Raw genomic sequence first — 18,809 nt, 5'->3', positions numbered from 1 at the left:
AAACAACCATCAACTAAAAATATGTTAACACCTCTCAATACAAAAGAAATCTGGTTTATCACCGGAAGTCAGCATTTATACGGACCTGAAACATTAGCGCAGGTTGCAGAACATTCACAGAAAATTGTTGAAGCACTTAATATTTCTTCATCAATTCCGGTAAAAGTTGTTCTGAAACCAACGGTAAAAACTACGGAAGAAATTTTTGAAACGCTTACAGCCGCCAATTTTGCCAAAGACTGTATTGGTATCGTAACCTGGATGCACACTTTTTCACCTGCAAAAATGTGGATTCGCGGACTAACCGCTTTGCAAAAACCAATGCTACATTTGCACACACAGTTCAATCAGGATATTCCGTGGGCTACGATGGATATGGATTTTATGAACCTAAATCAGGCAGCTCACGGTGACCGTGAATTTGGATTTATGGTAAGCAGACTTCGTAAAAACAGAAAAGTGGTTGTCGGACATTGGGCTGATGAAAGAGTTCAGAAACAAATCGGAGACTGGATCCGTGTTGCAGCAGGTTGGGATGATTGGCAAGGTGCTAAATTCGCTCGTTTCGGAGATAATATGAGATACGTCGCAGTTACGGATGGCGACAAGGTAGAAGCGGAAACTAAGTTTGGATTTTCAGTAAACACTTGGGGAATTGGGGATTTGGTGAGCGTGGTCAATTCTATTGGCGATGGCGAAATCAAAAATTTAATGGAAGAATATGAAGCGTCTTACAAAATGGCAGAATCTCTTCTTTCAGGCGGAAGCAACAGAAAATCTCTTGAAGCAGCAGCAAGAATAGAATTAGGTTTAGAAAAATTCCTGAAAGACGGAAATTTCAAAGGTTTCTCAGATACTTTTGAAGACCTTCACGGTTTGGAACAACTTCCGGGAATTGCCGTTCAGAGGTTAATGGAAAAAGGGTACGGATTTGCAGGAGAAGGCGACTGGAAAACCGCTGCACTCGTTCGTGCAATGAAAACGATGGGACAAGGTCTTGAGGGCGGAAATGCCTTTATGGAAGATTATACTTATCATCTAAATCCTTCAAATCCTTCGGTTCTAGGTTCTCATATGCTGGAAGTTGACCCTGTTCTAGCGGTTGACAAACCATCTTGTGAAATTCATCCGTTGGGAATTGGTGGAAAAGCTGATCCGGTTCGTTTGGTTTTCAATTCAAGAGGAAATATCGATTCGCTGAATGCTGCTCTGATGGATTTCGGAAATCATTTCAGACTGTTAATCAACAAAACAAAAGCATTGGAAATCACCGAAGAATTACCAAAACTTCCTGTGGCAAGAGTTCTTTGGAAGCCGCTTCCGGATTTGTTCACTGCTGCAGAAGCCTGGATTTTGGCTGGCGGAGCGCATCACACTTGTTACAGCGAAAACATCAGTGCGGAACAATTGGAAGATTTTGCAGAAATTGCGGGAATTGAATCATTGGTTATTGATGGAGACACAAAAATCCGTGATTTTAAGAATACCCTTCGCTGGAATGAAATTTATTATCGTTAAACTTGCAAAATCATTCAAACTATGAAAAAAATAAGTTATAATCTGATTATTATTGCACTTTTATGTATTTTCGGCTGCAATAAAAAAGAAACTCATCAAAAAACGGATTCAGAACAAATGGAAAACATACAGGTTTCAGATTACGGAGTGACAGCGAAAGGCGATTCCATTAAAAAATATACTTTAACCAACAAGAACGGAATGAAGGTAGAAGTCATCAATTTCGGTGGAATTATCACTTCATTAACTGCACCCGACAAAAACGGAAAATATGAAGACGTTGTTTTAGGCTTTACAAAACCTGAAGATTATTTCAACGGAAATCCTTACTATTTCGGGGCTTTGATTGGTCGTTACGGGAACAGGATTGCCAATGCCAAATTCACTTTGGAAGGTAAAACTTACGACATCGATAAAAATGACGGACCAAACACTCTTCACGGTGGAAAAGAGGGTTTTCATACCAAATTCTGGAATATTGAACCTGTAAAAGATGCAAAATTTCCAACTTTGAAGCTGACTTACACAAGTGCAGACGGCGAAGAAGGTTATCCTGGAAAACTGTCGACAACTGTTTTATATACTTTGACAGACGACAATGCTTTGGAGATTTCTTATGAAGTAACGACGGATAAAGCAACGGTTGTTAATCTTACCCAACATTCTTATTTTAATCTTTCAGGGAATTTCACTAAAACAATTCTTGACCACGAATTACAGATAAATGCTGATAAATTCACACCAGTGAATGAAACTTTAATTCCTACTGGAGAACAGAAAGCAGTAAAAGGAAGTCCGTTTGATTTCACGGTTTCAAAACCAATCGGAAAAGACATCAATGCAAATGATGACCAATTGAAAAAAGGAAAAGGCTACGACCACAACTGGATTCTGAACGGAAACGGAATGAGAAGCATCGCCAAAGTGTATCATCCAGAATCAGGAAGAATGATGGAAGTTCTGACAGATGAACCGGGCGTTCAGTTCTATTCCGGAAATTTCCTTGACGGGAAATTCGATACCAAAACAGGTGGGAAAAATGAATTCCGAACAGGTTTTTGCTTAGAAACTCAACATTTCCCGGATTCTCCGAATCAGTCTTCTTTCCCTTCAACAGAGCTGAAGCCGGGACAAAAATATCAGACTAAAACGATTTATAAATTCTCAGTTAAAAAATAAATTATGGGAAACTTAGCAACTATTGATATCATCATATTTCTTGTTTATTTTGTGGTGGTAGCCGGTTACGGAATCTGGATTTACAACAGAAAAAAGTCAGCAGCTACAGGCAGTAAAGATTATTTCCTGGCAGAAGGTTCACTCACTTGGTGGGCGATTGGTGCCAGTTTGATTGCGTCCAATATTTCGGCCGAACAGTTTATCGGGATGAGTGGGGAAGGCTTTTTCGTAGGTATTGCCGTTGCAGCTTACGAGTGGATTGCAGCAATTGCATTGATTATCATTGCTGTTTGGTTCATTCCTATTTACCTCAAGAATAAGATTTATACAATGCCGCAATTTCTGGAAACCCGTTACAACAAATCGGTTTCACTGATAATGGCGGTTTTCTGGCTGTTTTTATACGTTGTTGTAAACCTGACTTCGATTCTTTATTTAGGAGCATTGGCAATAGATACTTTATTGGGTGGAGATAATCTGCATATTATAATGATTGGATTGCTTCTAATGGCTTTGCTTATTGGTTTGGGCGGAATGAAAGTAATCGGATATACCGACGTTATTCAGGTAGCTGTTTTGATTATCGGTGGTTTTGCAACTGTTTATATGGCTTTGCAAATCGTTGACCAGAGAATCAACGGAGCGGCTGTAGGAAATGCTTTTGCAGGTTTCCAAACATTAATGAATGAAGCACCACAACATTTCAAATTAATGCTTGATAAGCCAACGACAACTACCACAACTTTGGCAATGCCGGAAAATCTGAGTGTTCAGAAATATGTAGTTTTACCAGGATTGGCAATGTACTTTGCAGGTCAGTGGATTGTAAACTTAAACTATTGGGGATGCAACCAGTACATCACGCAACGTGCTTTGGGAGCTGATTTAAAAACGGCAAGAACCGGAATTTTATTCGCAGGATTTCTGAAGTTATTTATGCCGATTATCGTAATGCTTCCGGGAATTGCAGCCTATGTTTTATATACAAAAGGGCATTTGCCTGGTTTCAATGGGGTAAAAGATGGTGCATATTCAGCTATTTTAGGATTTTTACCAACCGGGTTGAAAGGACTTGCAGTTGCAGCACTTACCGCAGCAATCGTAGCATCTTTGGCAGGAAAAGTAAACAGTATTTCCACGATTTTCACTTTGGATATTTACAAAAAATACTTGAAAGCAGATGCCACCGAAATAGAGATGGTAAGAACAGGACGTTGGGCAATTATTATTGCAATGGCAGTTGCTTTGGCATTTACGTGGACCGATGTTTTGGGAATCGGAGGAGAAGGTGGTTTTACATTCATCCAGAAATATACAGGATTTATCAGTCCGGGCGTTTTTGCGATGTTCCTTTTGGGAATGTTCTGGAAGAGAACTACGGGAACTGCAGCTTTAGTCGGCGTTCTTCTTGGTTTTTTACTTGCGATTTTCTTCAACAGTTTTGCAGTAGATATTTTCGGGAAAGAAACTTGGTTATACACCGCTTTCACGTATGAAAAATTAGAAAATGGAGTTGTTCATACTATTACAGAAATTCCGTTCCTGATTAATATGGGATGGTCATTCTTTATCACAGTTGCTGTAATGGTGATGATCAGTTTGGCTGGTCCGAAAGTGAATCCGAAAGCTTTCGCAATAGATGCAACAATGTTTAAAGTAGATAACAGAACTTTGGTTATGATTGTAGTGACGGTTCTTTTACTGACCGCACTTTACGTAAGATTCTGGTAATTTTAAAATAAATTAAAAATAGGATGTCATTATTGGCATCCTATTTTTGTTAAATATTCTGATGATTTTGTAATTTTAAATAAAGTTTTGAAAAAACATCTCCTTTTTATCGACACCGAAACAACGGGAATTCCAAAACGCTGGGATTTACCTTACTCTGACACCGAAAATTGGCCTTCAGCAGTTCAGGTTTCGTGGATTATTTATGATGAAAACGGTATCGAGATTAAAAGAGAAAATTGTTACATTGATGATGACAATTTAAAAATTAGTGCCAAATCTTTTAAAATACACGGAATTACCAAAGAATTTTTAAGCAAAAACGGACAAAACCGGAAATTGATTTTAGAACAACTTTCGAAGGATATTCAAAAATATCAACCGTTGATTATCGGACATTTTACTGAGTTTGATATTGATACGCTGAGCTGTGATTTTTACAGGGCAGGTCTGGAAAATCCTTTTCAGCAAAGTTATTTTTATTGTACAATGCTAAAAAGCAAAGACTATAATTTGAATCCAAAAGTTATTTATCTTCGTTTGAATCAGCTTTTTGAATTTCTTTTTAATGAAAAAATGGAACGTTCTCACGATGCGATGATTGATGCAGAAATGACGGCAAAATGTTTTTTTGAAATTCTTTCCCGTGGAGAAATTTCAGAAGATGAATTTCAGAAAATCCATCACGAAATTGAATGTAAATTAAAATTTTTAACAGATAAATTGAAATAAATTTTAATTATAACCACGAATACACGAATTAAATCTTTAATACTTTCTTTTGGGTGGAAAGTTTACCTGATTTTAGTTTAAAAATTTGTGCATCCGTGGCAAAAATAAAATTATGGAAGAAAAAATCATTTCACTATTAAAAATAACAGAACCTTTCCATCTTTTACCTGAAACAGTTCTTGCCGAGATCTCTGAAACATTGATTAAAACTGAGTTTTCTAAAGACACACTGATTTATCGTCAGGATGTGACGGAGATGACAGGAGTTAGTATTATAGCATCCGGCGAATATGAAACCTTCTTTTTCGACGCTTCAGAAAACAAAAGAGCAATTACCAAACATCATAAACCTTATTGTTTTGGCGGAATTTCCATTATTCTGAACAGAGTTCGTGCGCTGAAATCTGCTATTGCCAAAAAAGGAACCGTGGTTTACACCTTACCCAGAAAGGAATTTTACGAATTATGCAATGCCTACGAAGATTTTTTCCACTATTTCACTTCAGATTTTGGTAAAAAAATGCTGGATGAAGAGTTTTCTCATTTTGTAAAAACACCCGCCACTTTCGAGGAAAGTTATTTTGCGGCCGACCAATTGTATTCCAGGAAAATTGAAGGAATTACCTACAAAAGTATCGTTTCGTGTGGGGAAAATACGCCTGTTTTTGAAGTAGCCAAAATGATGGCAGCCAATAAAGTGAGCTGTATTTTTATAAAAAAATCGGGGAGTGACGAGATTATTGGTTATGCGACAGATATTACTTTAAGGGATAATGTCATCGCACGTTGTTTGGATTCAAAGATTGCCATTTCGGAAGTGATGGATAATCCGATTGTCAGTATTTCCAGCGATGCCTATTTGTATGAAGCCGTTCTGATGATGTTTAAAACTAAATCAAGGTATCTTTTAGTTAAAAATAAGGAGGAATATGTCGGTTTTCTGAGCAGAAACCGTTTGCTGAGTGAACAGGCGCAGAGTCCTCTGGTTTTTATTCAATCAGTAAAACAGGCAGAAAATACAGAAGAACTCCGTAAAAAATGGAATCAGGTTCCGGATATCATCAATCAGCTTTTGGGAAGAGGCGTGCACGGCGAAATTGCCAGTCAGGTCATTACCACGATTGCCGATACGATAACCGGAAAAGTGATAGAAAAAGTCATAAAGGAAATAGGAAAACCACCTGCGAAATTCGCATTCATTGTCACAGGAAGCGAAGGAAGAAAAGAGCAGACATTGAGTACCGACCAGGACAACGGAATCATCTACGAAGATAAAGCCAACGAACACCGGGAAATGGTGCGGGAATATTTTCTGGATTTTGCCAAAAAAGTTTCAGACGATCTCAATATGATTGGTTTTGAATACTGCAAAGGCAGTTTTATGGCAAGCAATCCAAAATGGACGCATTCTCTTTCTCACTGGAAAAGAAATTATGCCCAATGGATTGAAGAATCTGTGCCGGAAAATGCAATGAAATTCTCCACTTTTTTTGATTTCCGTTTTATTTATGGTGATGAAAATATTGTGCGTGAACTGAAAACTTTCATTAAAGAAAAACTCGTTTCGCCCAATCAAATTTTCTTTGCACATATTGCAAAAAATGCACTTCAATATGAACCGCCTTTGACTTTTTTTAAAAGAATAAAAACCCAGACTATCGGGAAATCAGAAGTTTTTGATATCAAAACTGCGATGTCTCCAATTGTAGATTTGGTTCGTGTCTACGCACTGAAAAATCATCTTGAAATGGAAAATACAGGCGAAAGAATGAAAAAACTGACGGAAATCGGGATTTTCACGCAGCAGCAGTATAATGAAATGCATCAATCATATTATTACTTGATGGCGCTTCGCTTAAAAAATCAGGCAAATCAAATCAACATTGATAAAAAACATCCTGATAATTATGTCGAAATTAACAAACTGACGAAAATAGAACAAGTAACTTTAATCGAAATCTTCAAGACGATTGCCAATTTTCAGTTGGGTATTAAAGTGAAATTTACCGGAAGTTTCTAATCTTAAATTTTAAACATAAAACCCTCCGCGATTTTTTTATTATATTTTTCTTCATCAAAAGTATACAGAAAAGAACCTTTTTTAGAAGAGCTCATATCTTTCTCGTTAGTATTTACCAATACATCCAATGCATTGATTTTACTGGTAAAATTACGCTTGTCGTATTTTTCGTCAAAAATAGCTTCGTAAAGATTCTGAAGGTCTTTCATTGTGAATTTTTCAGGTAACAGCTCAAAGCCGATCGGTCTTGTGGTTGCTCTTCTTCTCAGTCTCAGGACAGCATCTTTCACCATTGCATTGTGATCAAAAATCAAATCGGGATGACCTTTTAAATCAAACCATTTAGCGCTGTATTTTTCATTGATTTGAATAGAATCCTGAATGTTAATCAATGCATAATGCGATATCGACATAATTCTGGCACTGGGATCGCGGTCAACCGCAGTGTAGGTATTCAATTGTTCGAGATAGATGTTTTCCAGACCTGTCAACGCATTTAGAATACGATTGGCCGCCTGGTCAGAACTTTCCTGTTCAGTGATAAATCCGCCCATCAATGACCAATCTCCTTTATTGGGTTCAAAATTTCTTTTAATCAAGAGAATTTTAAGATTTTCTCCATCAAAACCGAAGATAATACAGTCTACTGCGACAAAATGTTTAGGATAATTCTCTTCCATCAAAAATGATTTTATACAAAGTTAAAGGTTTTAAAGTAGATTTTAATATGAAAAATAAATAAATGTATGTTAAACACTTTATTTTTCTGTCGTCGCCAAATTTTTAATGATTTGCTTGTTTCAGGAAGTGTTTTGGGGAATTGTTTTCATCTTTTCTGCAATTTATTTGTTAAAATTACTATGAATCCTATATGAATGCAATGTTAAAATTGTGTTAAAATTTTATTTTGGATTTAAGTCAAGAATTTATGCAACATATTATTTAAAATACGATAAGTATGAATATAAATTTTAATAGTTTTTTGTAAACCCACTCTGTTTATTTTGATAATGACTAAATTATATTTATTTAATTGATATTGTATGGTTTGTCTATTCTTGTTTTTTATGATAAGGTAAAGCTTTTTTTAACTTTTTTTCGTTGTCTAAAATGCTTTTTCAATAAGATTTATTTCTAAATGATGAAAATTGTTTGCTATCTGGTTACTTTCTTTTATTTTAGAAATGTAGAAATAACATTTATTAATGAACAAAAAATCACTGATATTATTTTTAGGCTTTACTTCGCTTGCTTTTGGGCAGGTAAAGAAAAATGTCAGCTACTTTCCACTCAACAAGGTTCATTTGTCTGAAAGTGTTTTCAGTAGAGCAATGCAGACGGATGAAAAATATATTCTGTCGATGGATGCAGACCGACTTCTTGCACCTTATCTGAAAGAAGCGGGACTGAAACCTAAAAAAGAAAACTATCCCAATTGGGAAAATACCGGACTTGATGGCCATATCGGCGGTCATTACGTTTCAGCTTTGGCATTGATGTATGCTTCCACAGGTGATCCAAAAGTCAAGCAGCGTCTGGATTATATGATTGATGAGCTGGAACGTTGCCAGAATCTTTCAGGAAACGGCTACCTTTCCGGTGTTCCGAACGGTAAAAAAATCTGGAAAGAAATTGCCGATGGAAATATCCGGGCTGCAACTTTCGGTCTGAATGACCGCTGGGTTCCTTTATATAATATTCACAAAATATATTCGGGTTTACGAGATGCCTATTGGTATGCCGATAGTGAGAAAGCAAAAAAAATGCTGATAAAGCTCACTGATTGGATGGCTGATGAAGTTTCCGGACTTTCCGATGAACAGATTCAGGAAATGCTTCGCAGTGAGCATGGCGGTCTGAATGAAGTTTTTGCCGATGTTTATGACATTACAAAAAATCCAAAATATCTCAAGCTTGCCCATCGTTTTTCACATCTTGCAATTTTAAACCCATTGTTGAATGGTGAAGACAAACTCACAGGAATCCACGCCAACACACAGATTCCGAAAGTGATTGGTTTTAAGAGGATTGCAGATTTAGAAAATAACAAAGAATGGAGCAATGCAACAGATTTTTTCTGGATGAATGTCACACAAAAAAGGTCATCAATTATTGGAGGAAACAGCGTAAGCGAGCATTTTAATCCCATCAATGATTTCAGCGGAATGATTAAAAGTATCGAAGGTCCCGAAACCTGCAATACGTATAATATGCTGAAACTTTCCAAAGAATTGTACGCGACCAATCCAAAATCCTCTTACGTAGATTATTACGAAAGAGCTTTATACAATCATATTCTTTCAACGCAAAATCCCGAAAAAGGTGGTTTTGTCTATTTCACGCCGATGCGTCCCGGTCATTACAGGGTTTATTCCCAGCCGGAAACCAGCTTTTGGTGCTGCGTAGGTTCCGGAATGGAAAATCACGCCAAATATGGTGAAATGATCTATGCTTATTCTGATGAAGATTTGTACGTGAATCTGTTTATTCCTTCCGTTTTAAAATGGTCAGAAAAGAAATTGGTTCTGAGACAGGAAAATAATTTCCCTGAAAATCCATCGACAAAATTAGTTTTTGATGTTGCTTCAAAATCAAATATAAATTTAAAATTAAGAGCTCCGGAATGGGCAAATGCTTCTGAAATTACGATTTCATTAAATAATAAAAATATTAGCGTTCCCATTGATGTTGAAGGTTATTTTACCATCAAAAGAAAATGGAAAAAAGGAGATGTTATCGAAATGAAGATGCCGATGCATCTTTCTGCAGAACAGCTTCCTGACCATTCAGATTATTTTGCCTTCAAATATGGACCTATCGTTTTGGCTGCGAAATGCGGAAAAGAAAATCAGGACGGACTTTTCGCCGATGATAGCAGAGGCGGACATATTGCACACGGACCACAAATTCCTTTGAATGAAATTCCGACTATTTTGGGAAGTTCAGATTCTGTTTTAAGCCATTTGGAAACGGTTAATATTAAAGATTTAACCTTCAGATTAAAAGGTTTGTATCCTCAGGATAAGTTCAGCAACGGATTGGAATTGGTTCCGTTTTATAAGATTCAGGAAGAACGCTACATTATTTATTTTCCGCAGGCGAATCAGGATAAAATCGAAATGATTCAGAAACAGAAAGCCAAAGAAGAAGAGGAAATCAGAAAACTGGACAATATCACTTCAGATAAAATTCAGTTGGGCGAGCAGCAGCCGGAATCAGACCATTTCATCGACAGCAAAGATTCCAACACTGGTTATATGGAAGACCGCCATTTCCGTGAGGCAAAAGGCTGGTTCAGCTACCAGATGAGAAACAAAGATAAAAATGCAAAATACCTTTATCTTCTTTATTTCGATGCCAATAACAATCGTACCTTGAATGCGGAAATCAATGGAATGAAGGTTATTTCTAAAAATTTTGAAGGAAAAACGGGCGGTTCTCCACAATCTTTATTAATCCCGATTCCTGAATCTGAAAGCAGGAAAGAAATTCTTAATGTAAGATTCAATACAAATGAAAAATCTCTGACTCCGAAAATCATCGAAGTAAGATTGCTGACCCAAATGCCAGATAAAAACTAAAAATAAACTGCAGAATTCAAATTTGCTATGAAAAACAGAATCTTTTTTAAAATATTAATTTTATTCGTAGGCTCATTATGCATTTCCTTTATTGATGCAAAAATCACGCTTCCAACTTTGGTTTCAGATGGAATGGTTTTGCAGCGTAACCAAAAACTGAATGTTTGGGGAAAAGCTGATGCCGGAGAAAAAGTGGAAGTAAAATTCCTCAACAAAAATTACAAAACCAATGCCGACCAAACCGGAAACTGGAAAATCACACTTCCTGAACAAAAAGCTGGCGGACCTTACACGATGACCATCAATGAGATTACACTGAAAGATATTCTTATCGGAGACGTCTGGCTCGCTTCCGGGCAATCGAATATGGAGTTGCCAATGCGCAGACTGACTCCGCTTTATGCCGATGAAATCAAAAATGCGAATAACCAAAATATCAGATTTTTCACTGTTCCTCAAAAATATAATTTTAAATCACCTCAGACCGAGCTTGATGGCGGAAAATGGGAAGCGACAAATCCACAAACGATTCTTAATTTTTCGGGAGTTGCTTATTTTTTCGCTAAAGAATTAAGTCAGAAAAATAAAGTGGCCGTTGGAATTATCCACGCAAGTTTGGGTGGTTCTCCGATTCAGGCGTGGATGGATGAAAATTCTCTGAAAAAATATCCCGAATATCTTGACGAAGCCAAAAAATGGCGAAATGATGATTTGATAAAATCTACAGAATCTGGCGAACAGGCATTAAGCAAAGCTTGGTACTCGGAACTCGACCAAAGTGATATCGGATTAAACCAACATTGGGAAAATTTTGACCTAAACGATTCTGACTGGAAAACAATGAATATTCCCGGTTCTTGGGAGGATAAGGAAGGTTCTTTCGAAGGTTCAGTTTGGTTCAGAAAAGAAATTAATTTAACTAAAAATCAGGCAGGAAAAGTCGCTTTTTTAAATTTAGGAAGAATAAAAGATGCCGATGTTACCTACATCAACGGAACGAAAGTAGGCAATGTAACTTATGAATATCCTCCCCGTTGGTACGAAATTCCGGCAGGCATTTTAAAAGAAGGGAAAAATGTGATTGCTGTGAGAATCTCCAATGGAAGCGGAAAAGGACAGTTCATTGCTGACAAGCCTTATTACTTAGAAATCGACGGACAGAAAATAGATTTAAAATCCGAATGGAAATATAAAATCGGCGCTAAAATGGAAAAAATGGCTCCCGGAACTACTTTCATCCGTTGGAAACCGACCGGATTGTATAACGCAATGATTAATCCGCTTATTAATTATAATATCAAAGGTGCCATTTGGTATCAAGGCGAAAGCAACACCGGGAAACCGAAAGAATACGGTGATCTGCTGACCACAATGATTACCGATTGGCGAAACAAATGGAACCAGAAAGATTTGCCTTTCTTCACCGTTCAACTGGCGAATTTTATGGAATCAAAAGCGCAGCCTGTGGAAAGCAATTGGGCAGAGCTGAGAGACCAGCAACGTCAGGTTTCGTTGAAAGTTCCGAACACCGGACTTGCCGTAATTATCGATATAGGAGAGTGGAACGATATTCATCCTCTGAACAAAAAATCGGTTGGCGACAGATTAGCTTTACAGGCGCTTAAAGTTGCTGACAAGAAAAATATCATCGCAGACGGACCAGTTTATCAGTCGATGAAAATCGAAGGAAATAAAATCATTCTTTCCTTTAAAAATGGAACTGATGATTTTGCACCGGTTTCAGAACTGAAAGGATTCACTATCAAAGGAAAAGATGGAAAATATGAATGGGCAAAAGCCAAAATCGAGAGCAACAAAATCATTGTCTGGAACGACACCGTTTCAAATCCCATTTCAGTAAGATACGATTGGGCAGACAATCCCGATGGGAATCTGAAAAACAAGACCGGACTTCCCGCGTCACCATTTACGACAGAATAATCAATTATCATTTATCAATTATAAATTATTAAAATGAACAACTCATCTCAAAAAATATCTGTCGTTGAGAAAATCGGCTACAGTTTAGGAGATTTAGCCGCCAATCTGGTTTTCCAGACTTTAGTGACGTATTTAGCTTATTTTTACACAGATATTTACGGATTAAAACCGGAAGATGCATCCATCATTACGCTTACGGTTGGTTTATTGGCTGGTTTTGTCTTCAACCCGTTGATTGGAGCTTTAGCAGACAGAACCCGTACAAAATGGGGGAAATTCCGTCCTTGGATTTTATTAACGGCAATTCCATTGGGTGCTGCGGCACTTTTTGCATTCAGCACACCTGATTTTTCTTATAAAGGAAAAATGATTTATGCAGCAATTACTTATTCTGTTTTACTATTACTTTACGCAGCCAATAATTTACCTTACGCAGCATTAAGTGGCGTTATCACAGGCGATATGAGTGAAAGAAACAGTATTTCGTCTTACCGTTTTGTGGCTGTGATGTTTGCGCAGTTCTTCGTTCAGGTATTTATGCTTCCGATTATTTTGTCGGCTGGACATGGTGACAAAGCAGCCGGAATCGAGGTGGTAATGACTTGGCTGGCAATTATCGGAACGGTAATGTTACTCATCACTTTTCTCACGACCAAAGAAAGAGTCATTCCAAAACCGGAGCAGGAATCTACTTTAAGCGCGGACTTAAAAGATTTAAAGAAAAACAAGCCGTGGATTATTATGTTAACCGTTACTGCATTGATTTTCATTACATTGGCAATGAAAGGCGGTTCGTATGTATATTATTTCAACAATTATGTCGATGAAGCTTCACTGCAGCAATTTATATCGCCGATTACCGATTTTTTCAATTCCATTGGGATGAATTTCTTCGGAGAAGACCCTCGTTCAGCAGGTTTCGGATTATTCAATGCAGGTGGAATCATTATGATGATTGTTGGAATCACTTTCTCAAAAAAGTTTGCAGATAAATATGGCAAAAGAGATGCATTTATCGCTTCACTTTTTATTTCAACATTATTTGTCTTAGCATTTATATTTTACCCGCCAAAATCTGTTGGATTAATGTTCTTATCCCAGATTCTACACGGTTTCTTTTATGGAATCGGGACACCATTACTTTGGGCAATGATTGCGGATGTTGCAGATTATTCAGAATGGAAAAACAATAGACGAGCGACAGCAATTATTTTCTCAGCAATGATGGTCGGCTTAAAGGTTGGTTTAAGCATCGGAAGTTCGCTGGTTGCATTAATTATCGGAAAATATGGATACATTTCATCAGAAGGTGCAATGAGCGTTGTTCAGCCGGCAAGTGTTTCAGCTGGAGCCAAAATGCTGGTCAGCGTATTTCCATCCATTCCTTTCTTTTTAGCTTGTGGATTGCTGATGTTCTACGAAATCAACAAGAAAAAGGAAATCGAAATCGAGCACGACCTAAAAGAAAGAAGAAAAGCGAAAAATTAAAGATAAAATAAAAAATTTGGGCAGCTTTTCCGTCTTCCACTCCCGCTTTTTTGTTCCGCTTCGCTCCACAAAAAGAGCTCCGTTCAAGCCGGGCTGCGAGTGATTCGGCGTGTTAAAAAAGCCTTGTCAAGGTTCAAAACCTTGACAAGGCTGATTGAAAATCAATTTGCCCGCTCAATAAAAGATCAAATGAAAATAAAAATCTTATGAAAAAAATAATAGCATTATTAGGAATTTTAACCTTAACAGTCTCGTGCAAGACAGCAAGCACGGGAAATTCTGATGCAACCCTGAAAAATGCATTCAAAAATAAATTCTACATCGGAACGGCGATGAGTCTTTCTCAGATTCACGAAACAGAGGTGAAATCCGTTGAGATTATTAAAAATCAGTTCAGTTCCATCGTTGCAGAAAACTGTATGAAATCAATGTTTTTGCAGCCAGAAGAAGGAAAATTTTTTTTTGATGATGCCGATAAATTTGTGGCGTTTGGAGAAAAAAATAAAATGTTCATCATCGGTCATACTTTGATTTGGCATTCCCAATTACCAAAATGGTTTTTCATAGACAAAGACGGAAAAGATGTTTCTCCGGAAGTTTTAAAACAAAGGATGAAAAATCACATCACAACGGTTGTGAGCAGATATAAAGGTCGTGTGAAAGGGTATGATGTTGTTAACGAAGCCATAATGGAAGACGGTTCTTACCGTAAAAGTAAATTCTACGAAATTCTTGGCGAAGAATTTATTCCTTTAGCATTTCAGTACGCTCAGGAAGCCGACCCAAATGCAGAATTGTATTATAATGATTACAATGAATGGTTTCCGGAAAAAGTAAAAACGGTTGTCAAAATCGTTAAAAATTTAAAATCCAGAGGAATCCGTATTGATGGAGTAGGAATGCAGACCCACGTTGGATTAGATACTCCCAAATTAGCAGAATATGAAAAAGCAATAGTAGAGTATGCCGAAGCTGGTGTAAAGGTGAATGTTACCGAAATGGAAATCAGTGCATTACCGTCGCCTTGGGGAACTTCTGCCAACGTTTCCGATAAGGTAGAATATGATGCGAAAATGAATCCTTACACAGCCGGACTTCCCGAAAATGTAAAAACAGAATGGGAAAACCGTTATCTGGATTTTTTCAGATTATTTCTGAAACATCAGGATAAAATCAGGAGAGTAACCTTGTGGGGAACGACTGATGCTCAATCCTGGAAAAATGATTTCCCGGTAAAAGGCAGAACCGATTATCCGTTACTTTTCGACCGGAATTATCAGACAAAACCTGTGGTGGAAAAAATTATTCAATTAACAAAAGAAAAATAAGTCTATTATCTAAACATCTAAATTAAAATGAAACAATCAAAATATCTGTTCCCAAAAGATTATATGGCAGACCCGTCCGTACACGTTTTTGAAGGTAAATTGTACATTTATCCATCACACGACCGTGAAAGTGGTATAGAAGAAAACGACAATGGAGACCATTTTGATATGAATGATTACCACGTTTTCTCGCTTGATGATGTGGAAAACGGCGAAATTACAGACCACGGTGTTGTTCTTTCGGTAAAGGATATTCCGTGGTCGGGAAGACAGTTGTGGGATTGCGATGTGGCGTATAAAAACGGTAAATATTATATGTATTTTCCTTTAAAAGATAAAAACGATATCTTCAGAATTGGCGTTGCAGTAAGTGATAAACCTTACGGACCGTTTGTGCCGGAGAAACATCCGATGATGGGAAGTTACAGCATCGACCCTTGTATTTTTGAAGAAAATGGCAAATATTATATGTATTTTGGTGGAATCTGGGGCGGACAATTGCAGCGTTACAGAAATAACAAAGCATTGGAATCCGCAATTCTTCCTAATGAAGATGAACCGGCAATCCCTTCTAAAGTTGCATTGTTAAGTGAGGATATGTTGGAATTCGGTGAAGAACCAAAAGACGTTCTTATTCTCGATGAAAACGGAAATCCTTTGCTTCACGGTGACAAACACCGCTTTTTCGAAGCGTCCTGGATGCATAAATACAACGACAAATATTATTTCTCATATTCTACCGGCGATACACATTTGATATGCTATGCGACGGGAGATAATCCTTATGGTCCATTTACTTTTCAGGGAGAAATTCTGACACCTGTCGTTGGATGGACAACCCATCACAGTATTGCTGAATTTAAAGGAAAATGGTATCTCTTCTTCCACGATTCTGTTCCAAGTGAAGGAAAAACCTGGCTCAGAAGTATGAAAGTAGTAGAATTGGAATACGATGAAGATGGTAAAATTAAAACCATTAAAGGTTTAGAAGAATAAGCTACCAAAAGTCCCGAAGGGACGCTTTAACGAAGGATAGGATGAAATCCTATTATCAATAGGAACGGGCTTTAGCCCGTTTAAAGATGAAGAGATACAATTTGGCTTTAGCCAAAACTTATTTAAATAAAAATTAAAAGAAAATCTAATGCGCTATTTCCGACTGTACATTCTATTATTTCTAATGATTCCGTTGACGATTTTTGCAGAAGACGGAAGTCAGCTTTGGCTTCGTTTCCCGGCAAAAAATGGAGTTTCGGCAGATAAAATTATTTCCAAAGGAAACAATCCGACTCTGAATATTGCCAAAAAAGAATTGATGAATCATTGGCAAGGTCAGGAAATTGAACTTCGTACGAACAAATCATTAAAAAATCTGAAAGGCGGTTACACGATAAAATCAGTTCAGAACAAATTGGTCATCTCTGCCGAAAAAGAAATTGGATTGTTGTACGGGGTTTACCATATTTTACGTTTGCAGCAGACAAAATCTTCATTGGCAAATCTTGATATTATCGAAAAACCATCGTACAATGTCAGAATTCTCAACCATTGGGACAATCTGGACGGAACTATTGAACGGGGTTATGCAGGACATTCACTTTGGAAATGGGAAGATTTACCGAACACCATTTCGCCGAGATATGAAGAATATGCAAGAGCAAATGCATCCATCGGAATTAACGCAACCGTTCTTAACAACGTCAATGCCTCGCCAAATATGCTCAGAAAAGATTATTTGGAAAAAGTAAAAGCTCTAGCAGATATTTTCAGACCTTACGGAATCAAGGTATATCTTTCTGTTAATTTTTCATCACCAAAAGTTTTGGGAGGTCTTGAGAATTCCGACCCGCTGAACAAAGATGTTCAGAAATGGTGGAAGAATAAAGCTGCAGAAATCTATAAGTTGATTCCAGACTTCGGCGGATTTTTGGTTAAAGCTAATTCTGAAGGACAGCCAGGACCGCAGGATTACGGAAGAACGCACGCAGACGGTGCCAATATGATGGCAGATGTCCTGAAACCTTACGGCGGAATTGTGATGTGGAGAGCATTTGTTTATAGTCCGAGTAAAGATGACCGTGCAAAACAGGCTTATCTGGAATTTGTTCCTCTTGATGGGAAATTCAGAGATAATGTCATTATTCAGATTAAAAACGGACCTGTTGATTTTCAGCCTCGGGAAGCGTTTAATCCACTATTTGGAGCATTGAAAAAAACGCCCGAAATGGTTGAATTTCAAATTACTCAGGAATATTTAGGGCAAGCCAATCATCTGGTTTTTCTCGCACCATTATTTAAAGAAACTTTAGATAGCGATACGTATTCTGATGGAAAAGGTTCCACGATTGCCAAAATTACGGACGGAACTTTAAGGCCAGCAAAATTAACCGCAATTTCTGCGGTTGCAAACATTGGTGAGGATAAAAACTGGACAGGGCATCATTTTGCACAAGCCAATTGGTATGCTTTCGGACGTTTGGCTTGGAACCACGATTTGACTTCAGAACAGATTGCTGATGAATGGATTAAAATGACGTTTAATGATGATGAAAAATTCCTCAATCCTGTAAAAGAAATGATGCTCACTTCAAGAGAAACTGCCGTAGATTATATGATGCCGCTTGGTCTTCATCATATTTTCGCAGGTGGACATCATTATGGTCCTGAACCGTGGGGCGATTACAAAGGCGGAAGACCTGATTGGTCGCCGGTTTATTATCATCAGGCTGATGAAAAAGGACTTGGTTTTGACAGAACCAAAACGGGAAGCAATGCTGTTTCACAATATTTTCCTCCACTCAACGACATCTACGGAAATATCAAAACGACTCCCGAAAACCTCATTCTCTGGTTTCATCACGTTCCTTGGGATTATAAAATGAAAGATGGTAAAACCTTGTGGGAAGAACTTTCTTACAAATATGACACAGGTGTAAAAAATGTCCGTGACTATCAAAAAGTTTGGGATAAAATGCAGCCTTATATTGATGGGGAGAGGTTTTCAGATGTTCAGGATAAGCTGAAAATACAGGCAAAAGATGCAGTTTGGTGGAAAGATGCCTGCTTACTTTATTTTCAGACGTTTTCAAAAATGCCGATTCCATATGATATCGAAAGACCTGTTCACGAACTGGAAGATTTAAAGAGGATTAAACTCAATATGGGACATCATAATTAAGATTTCTCCAACTTAGAAATCACTTTATATATTATTTCTACTTTTTCTCTAAAATAAAGATTGTAAATTAAATATATCTAAAATTTTAGAGAAAAATTGTACGAGTAAATATA

At 37.4% G+C, this 18,809-nt stretch carries 12 protein-coding genes; 11 read left to right on the top strand and 1 reads right to left on the bottom strand.

Translation table 11 applies throughout. The features are described from left to right. Positions 1-21 precede the first annotated feature (21 nt). The 5 genes from araA to AC4FQ5_RS11275 all read left to right on the top strand — a co-directional run bounded on the left by araA (position 22) and on the right by AC4FQ5_RS11275 (position 7,180). Positions 22-1,518 carry an L-arabinose isomerase gene (gene araA, locus AC4FQ5_RS11295; protein WP_491143346.1) on the top strand — a complete coding sequence of 499 codons (1,497 nt, stop codon included), beginning with the start codon at positions 22-24 and terminating at the stop codon, positions 1,516-1,518. A gap of 21 nt (positions 1,519-1,539) precedes the next feature. Beyond that, positions 1,540-2,697 (top strand): aldose epimerase family protein, encoded by a 1,158-nt coding sequence (locus AC4FQ5_RS11290; protein ID WP_491143344.1) that lies wholly within the window; start codon positions 1,540-1,542, stop codon positions 2,695-2,697. Positions 2,698-2,700: 3 nt separating this feature from the next. Beyond that, on the top strand, positions 2,701-4,428 hold the full coding sequence (locus AC4FQ5_RS11285; RefSeq protein ID WP_491143343.1) for a sodium:solute symporter family transporter: 1,728 nt from the start codon (positions 2,701-2,703) through the stop codon (positions 4,426-4,428). Positions 4,429-4,515: 87 nt separating this feature from the next. Then, complete coding sequence (locus AC4FQ5_RS11280) at positions 4,516-5,160, top strand: 3'-5' exonuclease (protein WP_491143341.1); 645 nt, start codon at positions 4,516-4,518, stop codon at positions 5,158-5,160. A 112-nt stretch (positions 5,161-5,272) separates the two neighbouring features. Then, positions 5,273-7,180, top strand: coding sequence for a DUF294 nucleotidyltransferase-like domain-containing protein (locus tag AC4FQ5_RS11275; protein WP_491143339.1), 1,908 nt, complete (start codon positions 5,273-5,275; stop codon positions 7,178-7,180). Between the two features lie 2 nt (positions 7,181-7,182). On the opposite strand, the gene AC4FQ5_RS11270 is transcribed toward AC4FQ5_RS11275, so the two are convergent. Beyond that, complete coding sequence (locus AC4FQ5_RS11270; RefSeq protein ID WP_491143337.1) at positions 7,183-7,860, bottom strand: NUDIX hydrolase; 678 nt, start codon at positions 7,858-7,860, stop codon at positions 7,183-7,185. 525 nt (positions 7,861-8,385) lie between these two features. On the opposite strand from AC4FQ5_RS11270, the gene AC4FQ5_RS11265 reads away from it, so the two are divergent. The 6 genes from AC4FQ5_RS11265 to AC4FQ5_RS11240 all read left to right on the top strand — a co-directional run bounded on the left by AC4FQ5_RS11265 (position 8,386) and on the right by AC4FQ5_RS11240 (position 18,696). Then, positions 8,386-10,761 carry a beta-L-arabinofuranosidase domain-containing protein gene (locus AC4FQ5_RS11265; protein WP_491143335.1) on the top strand — a complete coding sequence of 792 codons (2,376 nt, stop codon included), beginning with the start codon at positions 8,386-8,388 and terminating at the stop codon, positions 10,759-10,761. A gap of 27 nt (positions 10,762-10,788) precedes the next feature. Further along, positions 10,789-12,702: a sialate O-acetylesterase gene (locus AC4FQ5_RS11260; protein ID WP_491143333.1), complete on the top strand. Its 1,914-nt coding sequence runs from the start codon at positions 10,789-10,791 to the stop codon at positions 12,700-12,702. A gap of 33 nt (positions 12,703-12,735) precedes the next feature. Beyond that, the gene (locus AC4FQ5_RS11255; RefSeq protein WP_491143331.1) at positions 12,736-14,190 is read left to right on the top strand and encodes an MFS transporter; all 1,455 of its coding nucleotides are present in this window, start codon (positions 12,736-12,738) and stop codon (positions 14,188-14,190) included. 206 nt (positions 14,191-14,396) lie between these two features. Then, positions 14,397-15,518, top strand: a complete 1,122-nt coding sequence (locus AC4FQ5_RS11250) for an endo-1,4-beta-xylanase (protein WP_491143329.1) — start codon at positions 14,397-14,399, stop codon at positions 15,516-15,518. Positions 15,519-15,545: 27 nt separating this feature from the next. Continuing rightward, positions 15,546-16,514 carry a glycoside hydrolase family 43 protein gene (locus tag AC4FQ5_RS11245; protein ID WP_491143327.1) on the top strand — a complete coding sequence of 323 codons (969 nt, stop codon included), beginning with the start codon at positions 15,546-15,548 and terminating at the stop codon, positions 16,512-16,514. Positions 16,515-16,662: 148 nt separating this feature from the next. Further along, positions 16,663-18,696: an alpha-glucuronidase gene (locus tag AC4FQ5_RS11240; protein WP_491143325.1), complete on the top strand. Its 2,034-nt coding sequence runs from the start codon at positions 16,663-16,665 to the stop codon at positions 18,694-18,696. Positions 18,697-18,809 lie beyond the last annotated feature (113 nt).

The organism is Chryseobacterium sp. DT-167 (assembly GCF_058310155.1).
Note: the sequence above shows the minus strand (reverse complement) of the source record. Positions and strands in the feature narration are given on the sequence as shown.

Excerpts from the sequence above, each read along its gene's own strand:
- AC4FQ5_RS11240 (WP_491143325.1), top strand. The coding sequence starts at position 16,663 with ATGCGCTATTTCCGACTGTACATTCTATTATTTCTAATGATTCCGTTG.
- AC4FQ5_RS11245 (WP_491143327.1), top strand. The coding sequence starts at position 15,546 with ATGAAACAATCAAAATATCTGTTCCCAAAAGATTATATGGCAGACCCG.
- AC4FQ5_RS11255 (WP_491143331.1), top strand. The coding sequence starts at position 12,736 with ATGAACAACTCATCTCAAAAAATATCTGTCGTTGAGAAAATCGGCTAC.
- AC4FQ5_RS11275 (WP_491143339.1), top strand. The coding sequence starts at position 5,273 with ATGGAAGAAAAAATCATTTCACTATTAAAAATAACAGAACCTTTCCAT.
- araA (WP_491143346.1), top strand. The coding sequence starts at position 22 with ATGTTAACACCTCTCAATACAAAAGAAATCTGGTTTATCACCGGAAGT.
- AC4FQ5_RS11290 (WP_491143344.1), top strand. The coding sequence starts at position 1,540 with ATGAAAAAAATAAGTTATAATCTGATTATTATTGCACTTTTATGTATT.
- AC4FQ5_RS11285 (WP_491143343.1), top strand. The coding sequence starts at position 2,701 with ATGGGAAACTTAGCAACTATTGATATCATCATATTTCTTGTTTATTTT.
- AC4FQ5_RS11250 (WP_491143329.1), top strand. The coding sequence starts at position 14,397 with ATGAAAAAAATAATAGCATTATTAGGAATTTTAACCTTAACAGTCTCG.
- AC4FQ5_RS11270 (WP_491143337.1), bottom strand. The coding sequence starts at position 7,860 with ATGGAAGAGAATTATCCTAAACATTTTGTCGCAGTAGACTGTATTATC.
- AC4FQ5_RS11265 (WP_491143335.1), top strand. The coding sequence starts at position 8,386 with ATGAACAAAAAATCACTGATATTATTTTTAGGCTTTACTTCGCTTGCT.
- AC4FQ5_RS11260 (WP_491143333.1), top strand. The coding sequence starts at position 10,789 with ATGAAAAACAGAATCTTTTTTAAAATATTAATTTTATTCGTAGGCTCA.